Source organism: Pseudomonas sp. efr-133-TYG-103a (assembly GCF_030209235.1).
Lineage (GTDB): Bacteria > Pseudomonadota > Gammaproteobacteria > Pseudomonadales > Pseudomonadaceae > Aquipseudomonas.
Window position 1 is genome coordinate 83,130 of the sequence record NZ_JARVSK010000019.1, and the last position, 24,711, is coordinate 107,840.

Annotated in this window: 19 protein-coding genes; 5 read left to right on the forward strand and 14 right to left on the reverse strand. The window is 60.6% G+C overall.

Annotated elements, in window-relative coordinates; genetic code table 11:
- Nucleotides 1–108 precede the first annotated feature (108 nt).
- From QRN36_RS16750 to mtnA, 10 genes are all read right to left on the reverse strand, one after another.
- A complete protein-coding gene (locus QRN36_RS16750; protein ID WP_285425079.1) occupies nucleotides 109–366 on the reverse strand; it encodes a LapA family protein in 258 nt (85 codons plus the stop codon).
- A 26-nt stretch (nucleotides 367–392) separates the two neighbouring features.
- Nucleotides 393–692 (reverse strand): integration host factor subunit beta, encoded by a 300-nt coding sequence (gene ihfB, locus QRN36_RS16755; RefSeq protein WP_037011901.1) that lies wholly within the window; start codon nucleotides 690–692, stop codon nucleotides 393–395.
- Between the two features lie 269 nt (nucleotides 693–961).
- On the reverse strand, nucleotides 962–2,647 hold the full coding sequence (gene rpsA / locus QRN36_RS16760) for a 30S ribosomal protein S1 (RefSeq protein WP_093460660.1): 1,686 nt from the start codon (nucleotides 2,645–2,647) through the stop codon (nucleotides 962–964).
- A 121-nt stretch (nucleotides 2,648–2,768) separates the two neighbouring features.
- Nucleotides 2,769–3,458 carry a (d)CMP kinase gene (cmk, locus tag QRN36_RS16765; RefSeq protein WP_285425080.1) on the reverse strand — a complete coding sequence of 230 codons (690 nt, stop codon included), beginning with the start codon at nucleotides 3,456–3,458 and terminating at the stop codon, nucleotides 2,769–2,771.
- A complete protein-coding gene (locus QRN36_RS16770) occupies nucleotides 3,455–5,662 on the reverse strand; it encodes a bifunctional prephenate dehydrogenase/3-phosphoshikimate 1-carboxyvinyltransferase (protein WP_285425215.1) in 2,208 nt (735 codons plus the stop codon). Before QRN36_RS16770 ends, cmk begins: the two co-directional genes overlap by 4 nt.
- 28 nt (nucleotides 5,663–5,690) lie before the next feature.
- Entirely contained in the window at nucleotides 5,691–6,803 is a 1,113-nt protein-coding gene (gene hisC / locus QRN36_RS16775; protein WP_285425081.1) for a histidinol-phosphate transaminase, read from the reverse strand.
- 124 nt (nucleotides 6,804–6,927) lie between these two features.
- Entirely contained in the window at nucleotides 6,928–8,022 is a 1,095-nt protein-coding gene (pheA, locus tag QRN36_RS16780) for a prephenate dehydratase (protein ID WP_285425082.1), read from the reverse strand.
- Nucleotides 8,022–9,107, reverse strand: coding sequence for a 3-phosphoserine/phosphohydroxythreonine transaminase (gene serC / locus QRN36_RS16785; RefSeq protein ID WP_285425083.1), 1,086 nt, complete (start codon nucleotides 9,105–9,107; stop codon nucleotides 8,022–8,024). Before serC ends, pheA begins: the two co-directional genes overlap by 1 nt.
- A gap of 277 nt (nucleotides 9,108–9,384) precedes the next feature.
- The gene (gyrA, locus tag QRN36_RS16790) at nucleotides 9,385–12,180 is read right to left on the reverse strand and encodes a DNA gyrase subunit A (protein ID WP_093460675.1); all 2,796 of its coding nucleotides are present in this window, start codon (nucleotides 12,178–12,180) and stop codon (nucleotides 9,385–9,387) included.
- 304 nt (nucleotides 12,181–12,484) lie between these two features.
- On the reverse strand, nucleotides 12,485–13,561 hold the full coding sequence (gene mtnA, locus QRN36_RS16795; RefSeq protein ID WP_285425084.1) for an S-methyl-5-thioribose-1-phosphate isomerase: 1,077 nt from the start codon (nucleotides 13,559–13,561) through the stop codon (nucleotides 12,485–12,487).
- A gap of 225 nt (nucleotides 13,562–13,786) precedes the next feature.
- Between mtnA and QRN36_RS16800 the strand changes: the two genes are divergently transcribed.
- The 5 genes from QRN36_RS16800 to QRN36_RS16820 all read left to right on the forward strand — a co-directional run bounded on the left by QRN36_RS16800 (nucleotide 13,787) and on the right by QRN36_RS16820 (nucleotide 18,671).
- The gene (locus tag QRN36_RS16800; RefSeq protein ID WP_285425085.1) at nucleotides 13,787–15,115 is read left to right on the forward strand and encodes a TRZ/ATZ family hydrolase; all 1,329 of its coding nucleotides are present in this window, start codon (nucleotides 13,787–13,789) and stop codon (nucleotides 15,113–15,115) included.
- A 65-nt stretch (nucleotides 15,116–15,180) separates the two neighbouring features.
- A complete protein-coding gene (gene ubiG / locus QRN36_RS16805; RefSeq protein WP_285425086.1) occupies nucleotides 15,181–15,879 on the forward strand; it encodes a bifunctional 2-polyprenyl-6-hydroxyphenol methylase/3-demethylubiquinol 3-O-methyltransferase UbiG in 699 nt (232 codons plus the stop codon).
- Nucleotides 15,880–15,882: 3 nt separating this feature from the next.
- The gene (gene mupP, locus QRN36_RS16810; protein WP_285425087.1) at nucleotides 15,883–16,554 is read left to right on the forward strand and encodes an N-acetylmuramic acid 6-phosphate phosphatase MupP; all 672 of its coding nucleotides are present in this window, start codon (nucleotides 15,883–15,885) and stop codon (nucleotides 16,552–16,554) included.
- 151 nt (nucleotides 16,555–16,705) lie between these two features.
- Complete coding sequence (locus QRN36_RS16815) at nucleotides 16,706–17,452, forward strand: YciK family oxidoreductase (protein WP_285425088.1); 747 nt, start codon at nucleotides 16,706–16,708, stop codon at nucleotides 17,450–17,452.
- 295 nt (nucleotides 17,453–17,747) lie between these two features.
- Nucleotides 17,748–18,671 (forward strand): GGDEF domain-containing protein, encoded by a 924-nt coding sequence (locus QRN36_RS16820; RefSeq protein ID WP_285425090.1) that lies wholly within the window; start codon nucleotides 17,748–17,750, stop codon nucleotides 18,669–18,671.
- A 4-nt stretch (nucleotides 18,672–18,675) separates the two neighbouring features.
- Here the strand turns inward: QRN36_RS16820 and QRN36_RS16825 are convergent, their stop codons facing one another.
- The 4 genes from QRN36_RS16825 to QRN36_RS16840 all read right to left on the reverse strand — a co-directional run bounded on the left by QRN36_RS16825 (nucleotide 18,676) and on the right by QRN36_RS16840 (nucleotide 24,675).
- Nucleotides 18,676–19,476, reverse strand: coding sequence for an iron-containing redox enzyme family protein (locus tag QRN36_RS16825; RefSeq protein ID WP_285425091.1), 801 nt, complete (start codon nucleotides 19,474–19,476; stop codon nucleotides 18,676–18,678).
- Nucleotides 19,477–19,512: 36 nt separating this feature from the next.
- Complete coding sequence (locus QRN36_RS16830) at nucleotides 19,513–21,978, reverse strand: EAL domain-containing protein (RefSeq protein ID WP_285425092.1); 2,466 nt, start codon at nucleotides 21,976–21,978, stop codon at nucleotides 19,513–19,515.
- A 263-nt stretch (nucleotides 21,979–22,241) separates the two neighbouring features.
- Nucleotides 22,242–24,143: an ABC transporter ATP-binding protein gene (locus QRN36_RS16835; protein WP_373568763.1), complete on the reverse strand. Its 1,902-nt coding sequence runs from the start codon at nucleotides 24,141–24,143 to the stop codon at nucleotides 22,242–22,244.
- Complete coding sequence (locus QRN36_RS16840) at nucleotides 24,073–24,675, reverse strand: DsbA family protein (RefSeq protein WP_285425217.1); 603 nt, start codon at nucleotides 24,673–24,675, stop codon at nucleotides 24,073–24,075. Before QRN36_RS16840 ends, QRN36_RS16835 begins: the two co-directional genes overlap by 71 nt.
- Nucleotides 24,676–24,711: the final 36 nt, after the last annotated feature.

Here is a 24,711-nt window from a genome sequence, read left to right on the forward strand (position 1 = left end):
TACGAAACAAAGCGTATCAAGAGTAGCCTGATCAATAGGAGATTGCGGGAGGGGCGGCATGATAGATGTCCGAACAGGACATCCCAAGCGATATGTTTTGCAAATTGTTTACTGCACAGCCTGCCGATTCCCGCGAACCGTAAGCCGACGGCGCTTTCCGAACCCCAAGATAAAGGCTACTACCGGACCAATCAACATACCCAAGAGAAACGCCAGAATAACCGGCACGGCAATGGACAGCTCGGGTGCAGTCCATCCGAAAAACACCAGCGTCACAGACTGCTGGTTTTCAAGCACGAATACTACCGTCGCCGATACGATCAGCAGGACGACTACGAAAAAGCTCAGACGTTTTAGATTTCTCATACAGCACCCACTCCCCCCCATACCGGCTATTGGAGTTCGTGCTCTTCCTCTTCGTTCACCCGGTCACGCAATTCTTTTCCAGGCTTGAAGTGAGGGACGAATTTCCCGTCGAGGCTGACGGATTGTCCAGTCTTGGGATTGCGACCGACGCGGGGCGCGCGGTAGTGCAAGGAGAAACTGCCAAAGCCCCGTATCTCGATACGGTCGCCAGTGGCAAGGCATTGCGACATCTGCTCAAGCATCGTCTTGATGGCCAGCTCCACATCTTTGGATGAGAGCAGTCCTTGATGGGTGACAATTCGTTCGATCAACTCCGACTTCGTCATATTTTTCCCTTCTTTTTCAAGCAGCTAGGTAAAGCGCTTTGAAGGTTTTAGCATGACCGGAAGATTTTGAACAGCCCATGTTTCGACTTATGTGAAAGCCGTTTCCAGGCAAGAGGCCATTATCGCGCCCAAGCCTCATGAACCGTGGCCTGGCGAGCTTATGGCCCGCAGCGACGACTGAAGCTTCAGGACCCTGGGTTGCAGCCCGCAAAACCATCACCCACAAAAAAGGGCGACCGAAGTCGCCCTTTTCAATGGTCAGACAGAACTCAGTTCTGCTTTTCCATTTGAGCACGCAGCAGGTCACCCAGAGTGGTAGGACCTGTGTTCTCAGCGGTGTCAGGCTTGCTACGCAGGCTCTGAATCGCTTCTTTCTCGTCTTCAACGTCTTTCGACTTGATGGACAAGCTGATCACGCGGCTCTTGCGGTCAACGCTGATGATCTTGGCTTCGATCTCTTCGCCTTCTTTCAGGACGTTACGCGCGTCTTCAACGCGGTCACGGCTGATCTCGGAGGCTTTGAGGGTAGCTTCGATGTCGTCGGCCAGAGTGATGATGGCGCCTTTGGCGTCAACTTCTTTAACGGTACCGCGAACGATAGCGCCTTTGTCATTGACAGTGACGTACTCGGAGAACGGATCGCTTTCCAGCTGCTTGATACCCAGCGAGATGCGCTCACGCTCTGGATCAACAGACAGGATCACGGTGTCGAGCTCGTCGCCCTTCTTGAAGCGACGTACGGCTTCTTCGCCCACTTCGTTCCAGGAGATGTCGGACAGGTGAACCAGACCGTCGATGCCGCCGTCCAGACCAATGAAGATACCGAAATCGGTGATCGACTTGATGGTGCCGGAGATCTTGTCGCCCTTGTTGAACTGGCCAGAGAAATCTTCCCATGGGTTAGATTTGCACTGCTTGATGCCCAGGGAGATACGACGACGCTCTTCGTCGATGTCCAGAACCATGACTTCCACTTCGTCGCCAACCTGAACGACTTTGGATGGGTGGATGTTCTTGTTGGTCCAGTCCATTTCGGAAACGTGTACCAGGCCTTCCACGCCTTCTTCCAGCTCTGCGAAGCAGCCGTAGTCGGTCAGGTTGGTAACACGCGCGGTGACGCGAGTGCCTTCCGGGTAACGAGCCTTGATAGCAACCCATGGGTCTTCGCCCAGTTGCTTCAGGCCCAGGGAAACACGATTGCGCTCGCGATCGTACTTCAGGACTTTTACATCGATCTCGTCGCCAACGTTGACGATTTCAGATGGATGCTTGATGCGCTTCCAGGCCATGTCGGTGATGTGCAGCAGGCCATCGACGCCACCCAGATCGACGAATGCGCCGTAATCGGTGAGGTTCTTGACGATACCTTTGACTTGCTGACCTTCCTGCAGGGATTCCAGCAGAGCTTCGCGCTCGGCGCTGTTCTCGGCTTCCAGGACGCTGCGGCGGGAAACGACAACGTTGTTGCGCTTCTGGTCCAGCTTGATGACCTTGAATTCCAGCTCTTTGCCTTCCAGGTGCGTGGTGTCGCGCACTGGACGGACGTCAACCAGAGAACCTGGCAGGAACGCACGGATGCCGTTAACGTCGACAGTGAAGCCGCCTTTAACCTTACCGTTGATAACGCCCTTGACCACTTCTTCAGCTGCGAAAGCCGCTTCCAGAACGATCCAGCACTCAGCACGCTTGGCTTTTTCGCGGGACAGTTTGGTTTCGCCAAAGCCGTCTTCGACCGCGTCCAGCGCAACGTGAACTTCGTCACCGACCTTGATGGTCAGCTCGCCAGCGTCGTTGTAGAACTGCTCGAGCGGGATGACGCCCTCGGACTTCAGGCCAGCGTGTACGGTAACCCAGTCGCCGTCGATGTCGACAACGATACCGGTGATGATTGCACCCGGCTGAAGATTGAGGGTCTTTAGGCTTTCTTCAAAGAGTTCTGCAAAGCTTTCGCTCATTTTAATTCCTGTTGATAAGGGCGAAGTAACCGCCCATCTGCCACGCTCCAGACAACGTGGGTTTCGTTCATATGAAAGAAAGCCTGCGGGACTTTGACTGGTCTCCCACATGGCTTCCTGGTCATCCAGCGAGATCGCGAAGCGCGACTTCACTCAGGATGCGTTCAAGCACCTGCTCGATGGACAATTCGGTGGAATCCAGCTGAATGGCGTCATGCGCCGGCTTGAGCGGGGCTACCGCTCGCTGGGTGTCGCGCTCGTCGCGGACACGTATCTCATCTAGCAGACTCGACAGACTAACATCGTCACCCTTGGCCTTCAACTGCAAATATCGGCGACGGGCACGCTCTTCGGCGCTGGCGGTCAGAAAAACCTTCAGGGGCGCGGACGGAAAGACCACCGTGCCCATGTCCCGGCCGTCGGCGATCAGCCCGGGAAACTCCTGGAATGCGCGCTGGCGCTGCAGCAATGCTTCACGCACCGCCGGCAACGATGCTACCTGCGAAGCGCCGCTGCCGATCTGCTCGTTGCGGATCGCCAGGGTCACGTCCTCGCCTTCCAGAATGATGCGCTGACCATGGTCGTCGGTCGCCGCCTCGAACTGGACATCCAGGTGCGCCGCCAGAAGTTTCAGTGCCTCTTCGTTGGTCAGATCGACGCCATGATTGCGGGCTGCAAATGCCAACAGACGGTACAACGCGCCGGAATCCAGCAAGCACCAACCCAGACGCTTGGCCAGCAGACCGGCTACCGTACCCTTCCCGGAACCGCTAGGTCCGTCGATCGTAATGACCGGAGCTTGAGCTTTCACGATTGCCCCTCTTGCGCTACACGAATACCCACCTGGGCACAAAGCGCCAGGAAATTGGGGAAAGAAGTCGCGACGTTGGCGCAGTCCCGGATCCGGATCGGACCGGTAGCGCACAACGATGCGATGCTGAAAGCCATGGCGATGCGATGATCACCCTGACCATTGACCTCACCACCGCCGATGGTTCCGCCCTCAATAATGAGGCCATCGGCGGTGGGTTCAACCTTTATACCCAGCGTGGTCAGACCGTCGGCCATGACCTGGATGCGATCGGACTCCTTGACCCGCAACTCTTGAGCGCCACGCAACACGGTACGCCCTTGAGCACAGGCTGCGGCGACGAACAACACCGGAAACTCGTCGATCGCCAGCGGCACCAGCGCTTCGGGAATCTCGATACCACTGAGCTTCGCCGAACGCACGCGCAGATCGGCAACCGGTTCGCCGCCCACCTCCCGCGCATTCTGCACCGTAATGTCAGCACCCATCAGGCGCAGGATGTCGATGACGCCGGTGCGAGTCGGGTTGATCCCGACGTGCTCCAGCAGCAGATCAGAGCCCGGCGCGATCGAGGCGGCCACGAGGAAGAAGGCGGCCGAAGAAATGTCGGCCGGGACTTCAATGCGGGTCGCTTGGAGCGTGCCGCCCGCCTGCACGCTGACTGCAGCTTCATTGACCGTGACCGGGTAACCGAAGCCACGCAGCATACGCTCAGTGTGGTCCCGCGTCGGCGCAGGTTCGGTCACCGTGGTGTCGCCCGCTGCGTAGAGGCCGGCGAGCAGCAGACAGGATTTGACCTGCGCGCTGGCCATCGGCATGTCGTAAGCGATGCCGTTGAGGGCCTTGCCGCCACGAATCGTCAGCGGCGGGCGGCCATCGGCGGTGGTCTCGATGACTGCGCCCATCTGCCGTAACGGTTCGGCCACACGCCCCATCGGCCGCTTGGACAAGGACGCATCGCCGGTCAGCACGCTATCGAAAGGCTGCGCAGCGAGCAGACCTGACAGCAGGCGCATGGATGTGCCGGAGTTGCCCAGATAAATCGGACCCGGCGCAGGTTTCAGGCCGTTGAGGCCTACCCCGTGAATGGTCAGTCGGCCATGATGCGGCCCTTCGATGACCACACCCATGTCCCGAAACGCCTGCAGCGTCGCCAGCGCGTCCTCCCCTTCGAGGAAGCCTTCGACTTCGGAGACGCCTTGCGCCAGCGAGCCGAGCATGATCGAGCGATGGGAAATCGACTTGTCGCCTGGTACCCGGATTTGCCCGTTCACGCTGCCGCCCGGTTGGGCAACGAACGTCATATCCTCGGTAGCGGCCTTTTCGACGTAGGCACGCCGCGCGAGGATCTTGCCGAAATGCTCGCGGGCCACGCGCGCCCGGGTGAAAACGCCCAGCAGTTGATGACCGTCACCCGCGTCCACGGCGTCGCGCAGGGCGTCGAGGTCGCTGCGGAAGGTGTCGAGCGTACGCAGCACCGCTTCGCGATTGGCGAGAAAGATGTCATGCCACATCACCGGATCGCTGCCGGCAATCCGGGTGAAATCGCGAAAACCGCCCGCTGCATAGCGGAAAATGTCCAGATTCTCGTTGCGCTTGGCCAGCGAATCCACCAGCCCGAACGCAAGCAGATGCGGGAGATGGCTGGTCGCCGCGAGGACTTCGTCGTGACGCTCGACCTGCATGTGCTCGACGTCGGCGCCCAGCGCGGACCACATACGGTCGACCAGCGCCAGCGCTGCCTGATCGGTTTCGGGCAGCGGCGTCAGAATCACTTTGTGCCGACGGAATAACTGGGCGTTGGAAGCCTCCACTCCGCTCTGTTCGGAACCGGCAATGGGATGCCCGGGGACGAAGCGCGCCGGCATGGCACCGAACGCCTCGCGAGCGGCACGCACGACGTTGCCCTTGGCGCTGCCGACATCCGTCAGCACGGCGTCGCCCAGATCCAGCGTGGCCAGAACCCCGAGCAGTTTTTCCATCGCCAGAATCGGCACGGCCAGCTGAATGACATCGGCACCGACACAGGCAGCAGCAAGATTGTCTTCACAGCGGTCGACCACACCCAGTTCGACGGCCATTCTGCGCGACGGCGGGTCGAGATCGACGCCTACCACTTCGCGACACAGACCGCTCTCTTTCAGGCCTTTGGCGAACGATCCTCCGATCAGACCGAGGCCGACCACCACCAGGCGGCCGATCACAGGCGCGCCGGATTGCGCCGAGATGACATCAACCACGCGCCAGAACCTTGCTCAACGCCTCGAGAAAACGGCTGTTTTCAGCAGGCAGGCCGATGCTCACGCGCAAGTGATGAGGCATGCCATACCCTGCGATCGGACGCACGATCACGCCTTCGCGCAGCAGACCGTCGTACACCGGGGCGGCTTCGCGAGCGAGGTCGACCGCGATGAAGTTGGCTTTGGACGCGATCCAGTTCAGGCCCAGCTGACGCAGGCCCTCTTCCATCTGCTGCATGCCCGCCTCGTTCAACTGACGGCTTTGCGCAACATAGTCGGCGTCGTCCAGTGCAGCACACGCAGCGGCCAACGCCAGGCTGTTCACATTGAAGGGCTGGCGAACACGATTCAGTACATCAGCCACCACCGGCGAAGACAGCGCGTAACCGACCCGCAGCGACGCCAATCCATAGGCCTTGGAGAACGTGCGCGATACCAGCAGGTTCGGGTAATCCGCCAGGAAATTCAGGCCGTCCGGCAACTCGGCGCCTTCGGCGTATTCGATGTACGCCTCGTCCAGCACCACCAGAACGTCTTTCGGCACTTCAGCGAGGAAGGCCGCCAGCGCTTGGGGGCCGAACCAGGTGCCGGTCGGGTTGTTCGGGTTGGCAATGAAGACCACGCGCGTGTTGCTGTCGATGGCCGCGAGCATGGCTGGCAGGTCGTGCCCCCAGTCCTTGGCTTTCGCCACGCGCGCGTCGGCGCCCACTGCCTGGGTCACGATCGGGTAGATCGCGAAGGCGTGCTCGCTGAAGACTGCGTTCAGTCCGGGAGCGAGGTAGGCACGGGCAACGATCTCGAGGATGTCGTTGGAGCCGTTGCCCAGCGTGACCTGATTCGGCGCGACGCCGCAGACTTGCGACAGGCGTTTTTTCAGGTCGAAACCGTTGCCGTCGGGGTAGCGGGTCAGTTCTGCCAGGGCATCGCTGATCGCCTGCAGCGCCTTGGGGCTCGCGCCCATCGGGTTTTCATTGCTGGCAAGCTTGATGATTCGAGCCGGATCGATATCCAGTTCACGGGCCAGTTCGTCCACCGGTTTGCCAGGGACGTATGGCGAAAGTTTTTGCACACCAGCCTGCGCCAGCGCGAGGAAGTCGCCGCTCATTTACCGCTTTACCTCTTTATGAAACTTCAGTCCTGCGAGTTCAGGTCGCTCTGAAAGCCGACCCACCGAAGGCGACTTGAAAAAGTCGCCCCGGGGCGCGTCATGCCGTTTCAGGCCATGACCGTCAGAGAACCGCTTTCGGATAGGAACCCAGCACTTTGAGCGCCACGGCTTCCTGGCTGATCTGCTCCAGCACCGCCTTGATCAGCGGATCCCGGTGATGCCCTACGAAATCGATGAAGAACACGTAGGTCCATTTACCACTGCGCGAAGGCCGGGTCTCGATTCGGGTCAGGTCGATGCCATTTTCATGGAAAGGCACCAGCAGTTCATGCAGCGCGCCGGGCTTGTTGCTCATCGACACGATGATCGAGGTTTTGTCGTCCCCGGTCGGCGGCACTTCCTGATTGCCGATCATCAGGAAGCGCGTCGAGTTGTCCGGACGGTCTTCGATTTTCTCGGCAATACGGGTCAGGCCATACAGACCAGCGGCCATGTCGCCGGCAATGGCGGCAGAATTCCACTCGCCCTTGACGCGCTTCGCCGCCTCGGCATTGCTGGAAACAGCGACGCGCTCGACGTTGGGGTAATGCGCATCCAGCCACTTGCGGCATTGAGCCAGCGACTGTGCATGGGAATAGATGCGGCTGATGCTGTCGGTCTTGGTGTTCTCGCCGACCAGCAGGTGATGGTGAATACGCAGCTCGACTTCGCCGCAGATGACCATGTCGTGCTCGAGGAAGCTGTCCAGCGTGTGGTTGACCGCGCCTTCGGTGGAGTTTTCCACCGGCACCACGCCGAAATTGACCGCACCCGCGGCCACTTCACGAAAGACCTCGTCGATGGCCGCCATCGGTTTGCTGATCACCGCGTGACCGAAATGCTTGAGCGCCGCGGCTTGGGTGAACGTGCCCTCAGGGCCCAGATAGGCAACCTTGAGCGGCTGCTCCAGCGCCAGGCAGGACGACATGATTTCGCGGAACAGGCGCGCCATTTCTTCGTTGCTCAGCGGGCCGCGGTTGCGCTCCATGACGCGCTTGAGCACCGCAGCTTCACGCTCCGGACGATAGAAAACCGGCTCCTCGCCTTCGGCCAGGTTGGCCATCTTGACTCGCGCCACTTCCTGCGCGCAGCGAGCGCGTTCGCTGATCAGCTCCAGAACCTTTTCGTCCAGGCTGTCGATGCGAACCCGCAGCGCCTTGAGCTCTTGTTCCGACATCAGCCGTGTTCCTTCTCGAATTCGGTCATGTAGGCCACCAGTGCTTCGACGGCTTCCAGACCCAGTGCGTTGTAGATCGAGGCACGCATGCCGCCGACCGAACGGTGGCCCTTGAGGTTGAGCAGGTCACGCGCCTCGGCGCCCGCGAGGAAGGCCTTGTCCAGACGCTCGTCGGCCAGACGGAACGGCACGTTCATCCACGAACGGGCGTTATGGCTGATCGGGTTGGTGTAGAACTCGCTGCCGTCGATGAAGCCGTACAGGCGCTCTTTCTTGGCGCGGTTGCGCTGCTCCATCGCCTCGACGCCGCCCTGCTCCTTGAGCCACTCGAACACCAGACCCGAGAGGTACCAGGAATAGGTCGCCGGGGTGTTGTACATGGAGCCGTTGTCGGCCGAAATCTTGTAGTTGAGCATGGTCGGGCAACTGCTGCGCGCCTGACCGAGCAGGTCTTCGCGCACGATCACCACCACCAGGCCGCTCGGGCCGATGTTTTTCTGGGCTCCGGCGTAAATCAGGCCGAACTGCGAGACATCGATCGGGCGCGAGAGAATGTCGGACGACATGTCGACCACCAGCGGGACGTCACCGGTCTGTGGCACCCAGTCGAACTGCAGGCCACCGATGGTCTCGTTGGAAGCGTAGTGAACGTAAGCGGCATCTTTGGTCAGGTTCCACTCGTTCTGACCCGGAATGGCCAGGTAGTCGAACGGCTTGGCGCTGGCGGCGACGTTGACGTTGCCGAAACGACGAGCTTCCTCGATGGCCTTTTTTGACCAGATGCCGGTCTCGACGTAGTCAGCGGTGCCGTTTTCCGGCAGCAGGTTGAGCGGGATCTCCGCGAACTGCTGGCTGGCGCCGCCTTGCAGAAACAGGATTTTGTAATTGGAGGGAACGGACAGCAGCTCGCGCAGATCCTGCTCGGCCTTCTCGGCGATTGCCGTGTAATCGTCGCTGCGATGACTCATCTCCATCACTGACAAGCCTTTGCCGTGCCAATCCAGCATTTCGGCCTGGGCACGCTGCAGAACAGCATCAGGAAGCGCGGCAGGACCTGCGCAGAAGTTAAAGGCTCGCTTGCTCATATCCACTCTCGTCAGTAACGCGTTTAATTTGAAACGGGTGAAAGCGTTGCGGGGCGGTGCTGCGGCGCGTCAGGTAGACCGCATTCGTCCGGATGCGGCCCAGACCGTCGTAACTCCGATTTTTCCTACAGGGTTCGCGTGTGCATCAGCGTCATGTTCTGACCGAGATCAACTGTAGGCGCAATCGGAGGTTACGACGGTCGCGATGCGGTGCGTCTGACACACCCACATCACGGCCACTCCAACCGGGGCCTGTCACCAGCCCCCCGCGTTTACATCAGTCTTGCGATTCTTCTTCGTCGGCAGCGCCGTCGGCTTGCAGATCGCCGGCAGATTCATCGACATCCGAAAGGTCCGCGACCTCGCCGTCCACGATCTCGCCTTCGTACTCCTCGCCTTCCAGCACATCGCCTTCAACCTCGGAAGGCTCCTGAACGCGCTCAAGACCCACCAGTTTCTCATCCTTGGCCAGCTTGATCAGGGTGACGCCCTGAGTGTTGCGGCCCAGACTAGAGACTTCGTCGACGCGAGTACGAACCAGCGTGCCCTGGTCGGAAATCAGCATGATTTCCTCACCGTCCTGCACCTGAACCGCGCCGACCAGACGGCCGTTACGCTCGTTGCTGACCATGGCGATAACGCCCTGACCGCCACGCTTGTACTCAGGGAATTCGGTGATGGCGGTGCGCTTGCCATAACCGCGCTCGGACGCAGTGAGGATCTCGCTGCCCTGCTCCGGAATCAGCATGGAAATCAGCTTCTGACCTTCTGGCAGACGCATGCCACGCACGCCGCGAGCGGTACGGCCCATGGCGCGTACTTCGGATTCCTTGAAGCGCGTCACCTTGCCGCCGTCGGAGAACAGCATGATTTCCTGCTCGCCGTCGGTAATCGCCGCGGAAATCAGGATGTCGCCTTCGTCCAGTTCCAGCGCGATCAGACCGACGCTGCGTTGACGGCTGAAGGCCACCAGCGGGGTCTTCTTGACGGTACCGTTGGCGGTCGACATGAAGATGAACGGTGCCTTCTTCTTGTCTGCGGCCTTGATACGCGCCTTGCGCTCTTCTTCGGTTTCGTTGCTGTTCTCGATGTCTTCGGCGTCGGTCTCGACACCTTCTGCCTCTTCCTCGTCAGCCCGCTTGCGCATGGCTTCCAGGTCGACCGGCAGCATGGTGGTGATGTATTCGCCTTCGCTCAACGGCAGCAGGTTGACCAGCGGACGACCACGGGCAGCGCGGGACGCTTCCGGAATCTCGTAGGTCTTGAGCCAGTAAACCTTGCCCTTGCTGGAGAACATCAACAGTGTGGTGTGGCTGTTGGCGACCAGCAGATGAGCGATGTAGTCCTCATCCTTGACGCCGGTCGCCGACTTGCCTTTGCCGCCGCGACGCTGAGCCTGATAGACGGCCAGCGGCTGAGTCTTGGCATAACCACCGTGAGAGATGGTCACGACGCGCTCTTCTTCCGGGATCATGTCGCCCAGCGTCAGGTCCAGACGCGCATCGAGAATTTCGGTGCGACGCACGTCGCCGTACTCGGCGCGGATCAGCTCCAGCTCTTCGCGGATGACTTCCATCAGGCGCGTGGAGCTGTTGAGGATGCGGATCAGCTCGCCGATCTGCGTCAGGATTTCCTGGTACTCGGTGAGCAGCTTTTCGTGTTCCAGACCGGTCAGACGGTGCAGGCGCAGTTCCAGAATCGCCTGGGCCTGTTCCGGCGACAGGAAATACTTGCCGTCACGCAGGCCGTATTGCGGATCGAGGTTTTCCGGACGGGACGACTCGGCGCCTGCGCGCTCGACCATCTCCACCACGGCGCTCGATTCCCACGGCGTATTGATCAGGCCTTCCTTCGCTTCAGCCGGTGTCGGCGACGCCTTGATCAGCTCGATGACCGGGTCGATGTTCGACAGCGCGACGGCCTGGCCTTCGAGGATGTGGCCGCGCTCGCGGGCTTTGCGCAGTTCGAACACGGTGCGACGGGTGACGACTTCGCGGCGGTGACGGATGAAGGCTTCGAGCAGGTCCTTGAGGTTGAGGATCCGCGGACGGCCGTCGATCAACGCAACGATGTTGATGCCGAACACGCTTTGCAGCTGGGTCTGGGCGTAGAGGTTGTTGAGGATGACCTCAGGCACTTCGCCACGACGCAGCTCGATGACCACGCGCATACCGTCCTTGTCGGACTCATCGCGCAGTTCAGTGATGCCTTCGAGCTTTTTCTCTTTGACCAGCTCGGCGATCTTCTCGATCAGACGCGCCTTGTTCAGCTGATACGGCAGCTCCGTGATGACGATCTGCTGGCGGCCGCCAACCTTGTCGATGTCCTCGACGATGGAGCGGGCGCGCATATAGATGCGGCCACGACCGGTCTTGTAGGCTTCAACGATACCGGCACGACCGTTGATGATGCCCGCAGTCGGGAAATCAGGGCCGGGGATGTACTGCATCAACTCGTCGACGGTCAGGTCGTTGTTGTCGATGAGGGCCAGGCAACCGTCGATGACTTCACCGAGGTTGTGCGGCGGAATGTTGGTCGCCATGCCGACGGCGATACCGCTGGAACCGTTGACCAGCAGGTTGGGAATCCGGGTCGGCATGACCGCCGGGATCTGCTCGGTACCGTCGTAGTTGGGCACCCAGTCGACGGTTTCTTTGTGCAGGTCGGCCAGCAGCTCATGGGCCAGCTTGGTCATGCGCACTTCGGTGTATCGCATGGCCGCAGCGTTGTCGCCGTCCACCGAACCGAAGTTGCCCTGGCCGTCTACCAGCAGGTAACGCAGGGAAAAGGGTTGCGCCATACGCACGATGGTGTCGTAGACCGCGGTGTCACCATGCGGGTGATACTTACCGATGACGTCACCGACCACACGGGCGGATTTCTTGTACGGCTTGTTCCAGTCGTTACCCAGTTCGCTCATTGCGTACAGTACACGCCGGTGCACGGGCTTCAAGCCGTCGCGCGCATCGGGCAGAGCTCGTCCGACGATGACGCTCATCGCGTAGTCGAGGTAGGACTGCTTCAGCTCGTCTTCGATATTGACCGGGAGGATTTCTTTGGCCAGTTCGCCCATGAGAAGCCTGATTCCTTTTTCTGGTGAAACCTCGTTCAGCCATCCGGGATGAACGAAGCTCGCCGCCGCCGACAATTGCCAGGCGACGACTTACGACAAATCAGCGAGTTATGCCTAGGATTTGCGCAGTAAAGAGGGCCGCAATGCGCCCCCTTGGAAACCGCCGGATGTTACCACAATCGCCGTCAGGCACGAAGCCTTTGAAGGCGCTGAAAACGAGCCATTTCGTCAGCAGACGCCTGAGACGCGCTTACAGGGCCCGATAGCGCCTTCGCAGCGCTCGCCATTACTTGAAAGCCAGCGATCAGTGCAAACGCTTGCGGCACATCAACTGCGCCATTTTCACCGTATCGGGCCGCTCGACGATGCCCTTTTCAGTGACGATCGCGTCGATCAGATCCGCCGGCGTGACGTCGAACACCGGGTTGAATGCGTCGACTTCGGCGCCGACACGCTGACCGCCGACCTCAAGCAGCTCTCGACCGTCGCGCTCCTCGATGGGGATGTCTTCGCCGCTGGGCAGGTTCATGTCGATGGTCGAACTGGGCGCAACCACCATGAAACGCACGCCGTGATGCATGGCCGCGACCGCAAGCTGGTACGTGCCGATCTTGTTCGCCACGTCGCCATTGGCAGTGATGCGATCGGCACCGACGATGACCCAGGTGATGCCTTTGGTCTTCATCAGGTGCGCGGCGGCCGAGTCTGCGTTCAGCGTGACCGGGATGCCTTCGTTGACCAGTTCCCAGGCGGTCAGCCGCGAGCCTTGCAGCCACGGGCGGGTTTCGTCGGCGTACACGCGCTCGATCATGCCTTCTATATGGGCAGCGCGAATCACGCCCAGCGCCGTGCCGAAGCCGCCGGTCGCCAGCGCGCCGGTGTTGCAGTGGGTCAGTACGGTCTGCAGATTGCCCTGATGCTTGCGGATCAGCTCGGCACCCAGCTGCGCCATGGTCAGGTTGGCCTCGCGATCGCTCAGGTGAATGGCGACAGCCTCGGCCTCCATCGCCTTACGCGGATCTTCGTGATCTTTGAGGCGATACAGACGCTCGCGCATGCGATTGAGCGCCCAGAACAGATTGACCGCCGTGGGCCGGGAGTTGGCCAACAGGTCGAAGTCCTCCTCCAGCGCCATCTGCCAGTCACCGCCTGCGGCCAGACGGTCGACCACCGCCAGCACAATGCCGTAGGCCGCGCTGATGCCGATGGCCGGCGCGCCGCGAACGACCATCGAACGGATCGCCTCGGCAACACCGGCGGCACTCTTATAGGGATGCCAGGTTTCCTCGAACGGCAGAATCCGCTGATCCAGCAGAAACAGCGTGCCGTCCCGCCAATCGATGGCTTTCACCTTCTCCGCAGCCAGTAATCGATCGCGCATTGCACACCCCACATGATGAATTGTTGAAGACCTGAGGAACCGGTGCCCGCGCCACGTTCTCGGTGACAGTACCCTGACAACCGCGAGCACGCTCCTTTCCACAGGACTGCGGGCCAGGAATCAAATAGCCAGCAGCTGAAAAAGCCGCCGATTATAGCGAGCCGCCCGCCAAGACGCTCGGGTATACTTCGCCGTCCCTGTAATAAGCCATTGGATGCTCGCGCCATGCCTCAGTCCGCTGCCCCGCTCGACCTTCTTCTCCTGCCTGACTGGCTGGTACCGGTCGAACCCGCAGGCGTCGTGCTGCAACAGCACGGTATCGGCATCCGTGATGGCCTGATCGCTTATATCGGGCCCCGCGCCGAGGCGCTGCGCCAGAATGCCCGGGAAGTGCGCGAGCTGCCCGGCATGCTGCTCAGCCCCGGCCTGATCAACGCCCATGGTCACGCCGCGATGACGCTGTTTCGCGGCCTGGCGGACGATCTGCCGCTGATGACCTGGCTGCAGGACCATATCTGGCCTGCCGAGGGGAAATGGGTCGATGAAGCCTTCGTGCGCGACGGCACCGACCTGGCCATTGCCGAGCAGTTGAAGGGCGGTATCACCTGTTTCTCCGATATGTATTTCTACCCGAAAGTCGCCTGCGAGCGCGTGCACAACAGTGGCATTCGGGCACAAATCACTGTGCCGGTGCTGGATTTCCCGATACCCGGCGCACGCAACACTGACGAAGCGCTGCACATCGGCGTCGAGCTGTTCAACGATCTGGCTCATCACGATCGCATCAGAATCGCCATGGGCCCGCATGCGCCCTACACCGTCAGCGATGAAAACCTGGAGAAGATCCGGGTGATCGCCGACGAACTGGACGCCATGATCCACATGCACGTCCACGAGACCGCCTTCGAAGTGCAGGAAGCCGTGCAGCAACGCGGCGAACGTCCACTGGCCCGGCTGCAACGCCTGGGTCTGCTGGGCCCGCGTTTTCAAGCCGTGCACATGACCCAGATCAGCGATGAGGATCTGGCGATGCTGGTGGAAAGCAACTCCAGCGTGATCCATTGCCCTGAATCGAACCTCAAGCTGGCCAGTGGCTTCTGCCCGGTCGAGCGCTTGTGGCAGGCCGGCGTCAATGTGGCGGTGGGCACCGATGGCGCGGCCAGCAACAACGATCTGGACTTGCTCGGGGAGACCCGCACCGCCGCCCTGCTCGCCAAGGCCGTTGCGGGTTCAGCCACGGCGCTGGATGCTCACCGGGCCTTGCGCATGGCCACACTCAACGGTGCTCGCGCCATGGGCATCGACGATCACACCGGCTCGCTGCAGATCGGCAAGGCCGCCGACATCGTCGCCTTCGACCTGTCGGGGCTGGCGCAGCAGCCGATCTACGACCCGGTTTCGCAACTCATCTACGCCACCGGCCGCGATTGCGTCAGCCACGTCTGGGTCGCGGGCAAACAGCTGCTCGCCGACAAGCGTCTGACGCGCATGGACGAAGAAGCGCTGACACGCACCGCCAAAGCCTGGGGCAATCGCATCGCCGCCAAGGGCTGACATTTCTGCAGTCACGGCCGCTGGCCGGGACCGAACATCGAATTCAAGTTTTAGAGGGATCACACATGAGCAACGTCGACCACGCCGAAATCGCAAAATTCGAAGCCCTGGCTCACCGCTGGTGGGATCGCAACAGTGAGTTCAAGCCACTGCACGACATCAACCCGCTGCGGGTGAACTGGATTGACGAGCGCGTGAATCTGGCCGGCAAGAAAGTCCTGGACGTCGGCTGCGGCGGCGGCATTCTCAGCGAGGCCATGGCGTTGCGCGGCGCGACCGTGACCGGCATCGACATGGGCGAAGCGCCGCTGGCCGTGGCCCAGCTGCATCAGCTCGAATCCGGCGTAAGCGTGGAGTACCGGCAGATCACCGCCGAGGCGCTCGCCGAAGAAATGCCTGAGCAGTTCGATGTGGTGACGTGCCTGGAAATGCTCGAACACGTGCCGGACCCGTCGTCGGTCATCCGCGCCTGCTACAAAATGGTCAAACCGGGCGGCCAGGTGTTTTTCTCCACCATCAACCGCAATCCCAAGGCCTATCTGTTTGCCATCATCGGCGCCGAGTACATCATGAACCTGCTGCCGCGCGGCACTCATGATTTCAAGAAATTCATCCGTCCCTCCGAGCTGGGTGCCTGGAGCCGTAGCGCCGGGCTCGAGGTCAAGGACATCATCGGCCTGACCTACAACCCGCTGACCAAGCATTACAAACTGGCTTCGGACGTCGACGTCAATTACATGATCCAGACATTGCGGGGAGCCTGATTCATGCGCCTGAGAGCAGTTCTATTCGACATGGACGGCACGCTTCTCGACACCGCGCCTGACTTCATCGCGATCTGCCAGGCGATGCTTGCCGAGCGGGGCTTTCCGGCGGTGGAAGACAAACTGATCCGCGACGAGATTTCCGGCGGCGCCAAGGCCATGGTGTCGGCGACGTTCGCAATGCCGCCGAGCGAGCCTGAATTCGAAGCGCTGCGTCTGGAGTTTCTCGAGCGTTACCAGAAGGATTGCGCGGTGCACAGCAAGCTCTTCGACGGCATGTCGGAGCTGTTGGCAGACATCGAGAAATCGAACCTGCTCTGGGGCGTGGTGACCAACAAGCCTGTGCGTTTCGCCCAGCCGATCATGGAACAGTTGAAGCTGGCCGAGCGTTCCGCGGTGCTCATCTGTCCGGATCACGTGACCAAGAGCAAGCCGGACCCCGAGCCCTTGCTGCTCGCCTGCAAGATGCTGGACCTGGACCCGGCCAGCGTGTTGTTCGTCGGCGACGACCTGCGCGACATCGAATCCGGGCGCGATGCCGGGACCAGAACGGCTGCCGTGCGCTACGGCTACATTCATCCCCACGACAACCCTGACCACTGGGGCGCCGATGTGGTGGTGGACCATCCGCTGGAGCTGCGGCGGGTGCTGGATAATGCGTTGTGCAGTTGCTGAACCAAACGCGGCGTCTGTAGGAGCGCCCGCGATTGCGGTTCATTAGCCACATCGATGGTGAACCGTCCATCGCCTTCGCGGGCAAGCGCGCTCCTGCAATGCTCTTCATATCCTCGCCACCGCGTTCCGTATCCGTAAAAATGGAGCCCCCATGTTCAACTACACCGCCCGCCCCGAACTGCTCAAGGACCGTATCATCCTGGTGACCGGCGCTGGCCGTGGTATCGGTGCCGCGGCAGCCAGAGCCTATGCCGCCCACGGCGCTACCGTGCTGTTGCTGGGCAAGACCGAGTCGAACCTCACGGCGGTCTATGACGAGATCGAAGCGGCGGGATACCCGCAACCCGCAGTCATTCCGTTCAATCTGGAAACAGCCCTGCCCCATCAATATGACGAGCTGGCGGCAATGATCGAGGGCGAATTCGGGCGCCTTGACGGGCTGCTGCACAACGCGTCGATCATCGGCCCGCGCACGCCCGTCGAGCAGTTGTCCGGCGAGCACTTCATGCGGGTGATGCACATCAACGTCAACGCCACGTTCATGCTGACGGCCGCGCTGTTGCCGCTGCTCAAGCTGTCGCAAGACGCCTCGGTGGTGTTCACCTCCAGCAGCGTCGGGCGCAAGGGACGTGCGTACTGGGGCGCTTACGGGGTGTCGAAGTTCGCCACGGAAGGGCTGATGCAGACCCTGGCCGATGAGGTCGAGGGCGTCGCGGCGATGCGCGCCAACAGCATCAACCCAGGCGCCACGCGCACCGACATGCGGGCGCAGGCGTATCCGGCAGAAGACCCGATGAAAAATCCGACACCTGAGCAAATCATGCCGGTGTACCTGTACCTGATGGGCGCGGACAGCGTCGGCATCAACGGCCAGGCGTTCGACGCGCAGCAAAAATGATCTGCGCTGATCGCACTCGCTAGCCTGCAGGGCACAGCGTCCGTGCCCTGCAGGAAAATCAACGCGTCCGAAAAGCTGCCTGCCTTTCATCTCCTCGGCGGTTTTCCGTCGCCTCTTGGTAGTCCATTCGTGTGTAAACCGGTACGTTAGCCAATTCCAAGGCGCCGACGATTGGCGGGCCGTTGATTACAGGCGCTAAGTGGTTGATCTACTTGATATTCCTTCACAGCAGACGAATTGGCACGACTTTCGCTCCAGCGAATTCAAGCCCGATTAGAGGCGCAGGAGCGAAAACATGAGTTTTCCGACAAGAACCAACGCCATTGACTTCGACAGTGCGCGGCTTCAACGCCATGGCTTCGTGCCAACTCACTCTTCTGCGCAGCCGCTGGATTACGAGCAGTTGCAGCGTCAGCTTGGCCTGCAACTGCAGACCAGCCTCGAAGCGGACAAGATCCTGTCGATCTTCTTCAACCAGGTGCAGCAACTCATTCCGCTCGATGCGCTGAGGTACAAGCATCTGGGCACAGACTTGCGCCTGGAGCTGGGCGAACGCGCGCGGCACAACGCCAGCTATTGCATGACCCACGAGGGCGAGCAGATGGGCGAGGTGTCATTTCAGCGCGAACGCCGCTTTGGTGAGCAGGAACTGACCCAACTGGAATCGCTGCTCACTCACTTGCTGTACCCGCTGCGCAATGCGCTGCTGTATCGCAATGCCAGCCTGAGCGCCCTGCGCGACCCGCTGACCGGTGCCGGCAACCGCATCGCCATGGAGCAGTCCCTGACCCGTGAAGTGGAAATCGCTCGACGCCAGCAGCAGCCGCTGTCGGTGCTGATGCTCGACATCGACCATTTCAAAGTCATCAATGACACACACGGTCACGCCACCGGCGACGCAGTGCTGCGAGCGGTGACGGACGCGGTCAAGGACCGGCTGCGCAACATCGATCAGGTGTTCCGTTTCGGCGGGGAAGAATTTCTCATCGTGCTGACCAATACCGGTCGCGAATCGGCCGCGCTGGTCGGCGAACGCTTGCGCAATGCCGCGCTCAAGCTCAGCTATCCGGTGAATGACCAGACGGTCGAACTGACGGTGAGTCTGGGCTGCTCGACGCTGCTGCCTGGCGAATCCTGCGACAGCATGCTCAGACGCGCCGACACGGCCCTGTACGCGGCAAAGCGCCAGGGCCGTAACCGCCTCGAAATGGCGGGCTGAAGGTTTAGACGCCGAGCGCGAACCGACGCTCGCGCAGCGGTGCGTTGGACTCCTGTTGCGGTCGTTCCTGAACCATGCAGCGCTCAAGGAACAGGTACATGTACTCGTAGCTCTTGCAGACCGCCATTCTCAGGTCCGCCTGCAATTGCTCGCTGGGGTTGTTGCCGGCCAGCGTGCAAATGATTTCCAGGGCTTCCCAGGGATGGGCGTCGTCGTACTGTGCATGCATCTTCAACCACTTCATCGCCCGTTTGCGCTGATCCGGCGGGAACATGTCTGCGTAGGTCTCTTGCGAGCACACGACAGCAGACCATTCACCAGTGGCGCCTTCAATCGCATAGTTGGTCGCGGCAATTGCGACGACCAGCGAGTCGGAGGAGCAACTGTGCCAGCACCAGTGGCTCAGCGCGTGCAGTTCAGAAGGCACACGTTGCGCCTGCAGGTCTTCAAGCGTGACGCCGTGCGCGGCGCTCCAGTTTACCCAGTAATCGGCATGATTGAGTTCGACCCGAATATTGCGCATCAGCCAGCGACGCGCCATGTCTTCACCCGGGTGCCGGGCGAAACGGGTTTTGGTCAGGTTGTGTGCCATGTAGACCGCGAACTGTTCAACCACAGGCCAGCCACCAATCAAATACTGGCGCATGGTTTTCGAACTGAGCCGCCCATCTCTCATACGTTGATAAAGTTCATGCCCTACCACTCTTTCCTTGGCGTCGCTGCAATCCTTGATCAATTGCTGCGCCCAGGCGGGGTAACTGCTGGCATCCATCAGCGGACCGGTTCTTATGAACATATCGATCACTATGTCGCTCCTTATTTGATGTTGCATCGGTGCCATTCAGCGAAAAGTCCCGGGTGCGCTGAATAACATGGGGGTCTGCCTCGCGGGCCGTGCGTGCAGACATTCGCAGGTGAATAATTGCGGTCGCTCGATAACATACCCCTGAGCGTAGTCCACACCGATTTCCAATAATGCCTGCTCTATCTGAGGGCTCTCGACGAACTCGGCGATCGTCTGTTTGCCCATTACGTGCCCGATATGGTTGATCACTTCCACCATCGCCCGGTTGACCGGGTCATCGAGCATGTCCTTTACGAAACTGCCATCGATCTTCAGAAAATCCACAGGCAAGTGCTTCAAGTAAGCGAATGACGACATCCCTGCACAGAAGTCATCCAGTGAAAAACGACACCCCAGACTCTTGAGTTCATTAATGAACCGAATGGCACTGCCCAGATTGGCGATTGCACTGGTTTCGGTGATTTCAAAACAGATAAGTTCAGGGGGTATTGCGTAGATCTGGAACTGCTGTCGCAAATATTCGAGAAAGGCGTCGTCACCAATGCTGGTGCCGGACAAGTTGATCGCACAGACCGCCAGCGGGCCCTGACGATGATTACTGGTCAGGCAGTCGGCAATGATCTTGAAGACGTTTTGCACCACCCAACGGTCCAGGGTGGTCATCATGCCGTAGCGCTCGGCGGCCGGAATGAAGCTGTCGGGCAGGATCATGCGTCCGGACTCGTCACGCAGACGCAGCAGAATTTCGATGTGCCCCGTGCCCTGCCCCGCCTCGCGCCCCAAGGCCGCGATCTCCTGGGAGTAGAGACAGAAGCGGTTGTCTTCGAGGGCCATGTGCAGCCGCTGAATCCAGGCCATCTCGCCAAAACGGGTGGACAGTTCGGAATCGTCGTCGTGATAGATCTGTACGCGATTGCGACCTTTTTCCTTGGCCATGTAGCAGGCCATGTCGGCCGAGCGCAGCGACGCTTCCAGTGTCATCGGCGCCTGAGAAAGGTGAACCAGGCCGATGCTGACGGTGGTCACGAATGGCCGGCCCTTCCAGACGAAATGAAGGCTCTCGACGGTTTCGCGCAGCCCTTCGGCAATCCGTTCGGCGGCGTCGGGCGCACAGTGCTCGAGAAGAATTCCGAACTCATCGCCGCCCAGCCGCGCCAGGGTATCGCCGTCGCGGATGCCTTGTTGCAGCAGGGTGCAGATGTGCCGCAGCAATTCGTCCCCCGCCGCATGGCCGCTGGTGTCGTTGACCAGCTTGAACTGATCCAGGTCCAGAAACATCAGGGTGTGGTGTCCGGGCTGTCTGGCCAGGCCGTTGAGGGCCAGTTCGAGTCGGTATTCGAATTCCCGGCGATTGGCCAGACCGGTCAGGGCATCGTGGGTCGCCTGCCACGACAGATTCTCAATGTATTGACGCTCCTGCGTCATGTCATGAAGCACCAGCACCGCGCCGCTGACCTTGCCCTCGGTGCGAATCGGCGAGCCCACCAGCGCCACCGACACCGTGCTGCCGTCCAGGCGCTGAATCACCCGGGAATTCTCACTGCCGCCACCCAGCTTGCCGCTGAGCATGTGTTCAAGCAGCGTCGAACTGTCTTTCTGATCGTTTTCGTCGATGAGGTTGAACAGCGCCGCGAGGGGCAATCCTGCCGCCTGCTCGTTTTTCCAGTGGGTCAGTTGCTCGGCGGCGGGGTTCATGTAGGCAATGGCACCGTCGACGCCGGTGGTGATGACGCCGTCGCCGATGGACTCCAGCGTGATCTGCGCCCGGTCTTTTTCGGTCTGCAAGGCCGTGGCGAAGGCGTGTCGTTGCTCCAGCAGTTTATGCGTGCGCAGCAACGCAAGAATGATCAGGCAGACCGCGGTCGCCAGATTGACCACCAGCAGGATCCGCAGGATGACCCGCGAGCCCTCGCCCAACGCATCGCTGAACGCCGTTGCGGCTGGGGTGACGCCTTCGTTGATCGCGTTGATCCGCTGGCGCCACACCAGCACATCGCTGTTCGTCACGCCGCCTTCGAGAATGCGCTCGTGCATTTCCCGCGCGACTTCATCGAGCTGCACCAGGTAGTTGTCACCGATCTTCCAAAGATCGATGGCCTTCTCCAGGTAACTGAAATGACGAAAATTCAGATAAAGCCAGATGATGCTCTTCGCGTCATCGGGGTGGTTTCCGCCCTGCAGAATGCCGGCCGTGGCGCGCGGAATATCGGGAACAGGCTGATCCATGGCGATCCGCAGATCGTGGCCGCCCTGAGGGATGGCGATGGCCTGCTGGTATTTCAGGTAATTGATCTCATCGCGGCTGTTGGCGTAGAGATTGAGGTAATAAATGGCGTCTTTCTGGCCCTTGGACCAGAGGCTTTCACCGCCGACGTAACTGCGCACCGCCGACATCATATAAAGGCTGACGCAGCCGAGCAGCGCCTGTAACAGCACTACGGCGATAAATGGCCACACGATACCCAGAAGACGTGGCTTCTCGAGAATCCGCTTTTGCTTCATGGTGTCCCTTTCATCAGCACTGCCAGATACTCACTTCTGCGATCCAGACTACCTTTCTGAAACCGGAGAACTCGGCTAATTCCACGATGCAGCGGGCGATCTTACGTCTTTGCGCTATTCCATCCAGATGGATCTCAAAGACGTAAATATGACGCTTTTCACACGTTCGTTACGCACAGAGCTCTAGCGTAGCCCAAGAATTGACGTATTCCACTGGCGATGCGCCATTTGCATAAAGCACTGCGAAAAACCGACGGGATGTATCACACCTGCTGCAGGTGTCCATACAAACGGGCATAAAGACCGCCATCGGCAATCAATTGTTGATGGTCGCCGTCTTCGGCGATGCTGCCGCCGTCGAACACCAGCACCCGGTCGGCCTGCTTAACGGCGGACAGACGATGAGCGATGATCAGCGTGGTGCGGCCGCTGAGGAAGCGGTTCAGCGCTTGATGAAGGTTGTATTCGGTGGCCGCGTCCAGGGCGGACGTCGCCTCATCGAGAATCACCACTTTGGGGTCCGACAGGACCATGCGCGCAATCGCCAGGCGCTGGCGTTGCCCGCCGGACAGTCGCACCCCGGAGCGCCCGACGACGCTGTCCAGCCCCTGAGGCAGCGCACGAATGGTTGCGTCCAACTGGGCAATCTCCAGCGCCTGCCAGCAGGCGTCGTCGTCGCGCTCTCGACCCATGAGCAGATTGGCGCGCACCGTGTCGTTGAACAACGCCGGATGTTGCAGCACCACCGCGACGTTCTCGCGCACCGTGTCCAGCCCCATCTCCTGCAGGCTGGCGCCGCCAAAACGAATGGTCCCGGCCTTGGCGCTGTACAGCCCCAACAGCAGTTGCACGAGCGTGCTTTTGCCACCGCCGCTGGCACCGACGATGGCCACCTTCTCGCCAGGGCTGATGGAGAGGTCGAGCTGGTCGAGCACCAGTTCGTCGTTGTAACCAAAACACAGGCCGCGCACGTCGATGCTGACCGTTTCGCGGCCCAGGAATGGGTTGACCTGCCCTTCATACTGCGGCTCATCGGCGCGCGCCAGCAGTTCATTGATGCGCGTCAACGCACCGCCCGCGGCATAGAACGCGTACTGCAGGTTCAACAGTTGTTCGACCGGGCCGATCATGAACCACAGGTAACTGAACACCGCGAGCATGTGGCCGATGGACAGGTCGGAGAACAGCACCGTAAGCATGGCTGCCGCCCGGAAAATATCGATGCCGAACTGGAACAGCAGGCCACTGGCGCGGCCTGACGCGTCGCTTTTCCATTGCGAAGACACGGCGTAATCGCGAACTTCCCGGGCACGCAATCCGAGCAAGCCCAGAAAATGCCCCTGACGGTTGCTGGCACGGATTTCCTGAATCGCGTCCAGGGTTTCCGTCAGCGCCTGGGTGAAGCGCGAGGTGCTGTCGTTCTCGAGTTTTTTCAGGTGTTTGACGCGCTTGCCCAGCTTCACCGTGGCGAACACCACCAACGGATTGAACAGCAGAATCAGCAGCGCCAGTTGCCAGTGCATCCACACCAGAATCGCGGCAGTGCCGGTCAGTGTCAGCATGGCCACGAGAAACTTGCTGAGCGTTTCGCCGACGAATTTATCCACTGTGTCCAGATCGGTGACCAGATGCGCAGTCACCGTGCCACTGCCCAGGCTTTCATATTCGCTCAGGGAAATCCGCTTCAATCGTTCAATCAGCCGCGTGCGGATGCGGTAGACGATGTCCTTGGCCAGCCCCGCAAACAGCCGTGCCTGAATCACGTTGAACAGCAGCGCGCCCAAGCGCAGACACAGCGTCGCACCCAGCATCAGGCCGATATACCCCACCGGTTTGTGCAGGCTCTCGGGCAGGAACTGGTTCATGAAGACCAGCGCGCCATTGCCCTTGCCCAGCAGCACTTCATCCACGAGCAAGGGCAGCAACAGGGGAATCGGCACAGAGCAGAGGACGGCCAGAACGGCGACGCCATTGGCGATCCACAGCGCTTTTTTATGCTGAAGGGCCAGACGTCGGATCTGCGCCCAGCTCAGGCGGTCGACGTGCGCCAGTGAATCATCCGGCGCTTGAGGGCGGTGTTCGATCTCGGCGGGATCACGCACTGGCGGCGCGCTCCAGCCAGCGGCTGAGCAACGGCGCCAGTTCGTCCAGCGATTGATAGCCATTGGTCAGCAACGCCAGTTGACCATTGCGCTCGGCCAGCATCGTCGGGAAACCGGCAATCCCCAGGTCCTGCACCCAGGAGAAATCCGAAGCGGTGGCCGCGCGCTGCTCGGCGCTGTCGAACGCATCGGCGAACTCGATGCGCGGCAGACCGGCGGTTTCAGCGAGCTCGGCCAGCACCGACGCCTGAGTGACGTCGCGGCCTTCGAGGTAAAAAGCCTGCTGAATGTGCTTGACCAGTTTCCAGGCGATGTCCGGCGCCAGGCTGCGGGCGGCGACGATGGCGCGGCACGCAGGCTCGGTGTCATAGACAAATCCGTCGGACAGCGCGCCATCGAACTTGAACGACTGGCCGGTGGTGTTCTGCACCGCCTGCCAGTGTTCGAGAATGTAGCGCCGGGTCGAGGGCTCGAGCGATGCGCCGCTGCCGGTGCGCAATCCGCCGACCACCAGATGCAACGGCAGGCCCGCGGCCCTCGCCTGCTCGACCAGTGCTTCGGCCACCGGGGCAAATCCCCAGCACCAGGAACACATCGGGTCCATCACGTAGAGCAGGCGGGCATGCATGAC

Excerpts from the sequence above, each read along its gene's own strand:
- gyrA (WP_093460675.1), bottom strand. The coding sequence starts at position 12,180 with ATGGGCGAACTGGCCAAAGAAATCCTCCCGGTCAATATCGAAGACGAG.
- mupP (WP_285425087.1), top strand. The coding sequence starts at position 15,883 with ATGCGCCTGAGAGCAGTTCTATTCGACATGGACGGCACGCTTCTCGAC.
- QRN36_RS16840 (WP_285425217.1), bottom strand. The coding sequence starts at position 24,675 with ATGTGTTCCTGGTGCTGGGGATTTGCCCCGGTGGCCGAAGCACTGGTC.
- QRN36_RS16800 (WP_285425085.1), top strand. The coding sequence starts at position 13,787 with ATGCCTCAGTCCGCTGCCCCGCTCGACCTTCTTCTCCTGCCTGACTGG.
- rpsA (WP_093460660.1), bottom strand. The coding sequence starts at position 2,647 with ATGAGCGAAAGCTTTGCAGAACTCTTTGAAGAAAGCCTAAAGACCCTC.
- QRN36_RS16815 (WP_285425088.1), top strand. The coding sequence starts at position 16,706 with ATGTTCAACTACACCGCCCGCCCCGAACTGCTCAAGGACCGTATCATC.
- serC (WP_285425083.1), bottom strand. The coding sequence starts at position 9,107 with ATGAGCAAGCGAGCCTTTAACTTCTGCGCAGGTCCTGCCGCGCTTCCT.
- ihfB (WP_037011901.1), bottom strand. The coding sequence starts at position 692 with ATGACGAAGTCGGAGTTGATCGAACGAATTGTCACCCATCAAGGACTG.
- ubiG (WP_285425086.1), top strand. The coding sequence starts at position 15,181 with ATGAGCAACGTCGACCACGCCGAAATCGCAAAATTCGAAGCCCTGGCT.
- QRN36_RS16835 (WP_373568763.1), bottom strand. The coding sequence starts at position 24,143 with ATGGCTATCAATCGCTGGACGAACTGGCGCCGTTGCTCAGCCGCTGGC.
- QRN36_RS16750 (WP_285425079.1), bottom strand. The coding sequence starts at position 366 with ATGAGAAATCTAAAACGTCTGAGCTTTTTCGTAGTCGTCCTGCTGATC.
- pheA (WP_285425082.1), bottom strand. The coding sequence starts at position 8,022 with ATGTCGGAACAAGAGCTCAAGGCGCTGCGGGTTCGCATCGACAGCCTG.
- hisC (WP_285425081.1), bottom strand. The coding sequence starts at position 6,803 with ATGAGCGGCGACTTCCTCGCGCTGGCGCAGGCTGGTGTGCAAAAACTT.
- mtnA (WP_285425084.1), bottom strand. The coding sequence starts at position 13,561 with ATGCGCGATCGATTACTGGCTGCGGAGAAGGTGAAAGCCATCGATTGG.
- QRN36_RS16830 (WP_285425092.1), bottom strand. The coding sequence starts at position 21,978 with ATGAAGCAAAAGCGGATTCTCGAGAAGCCACGTCTTCTGGGTATCGTG.
- QRN36_RS16820 (WP_285425090.1), top strand. The coding sequence starts at position 17,748 with ATGAGTTTTCCGACAAGAACCAACGCCATTGACTTCGACAGTGCGCGG.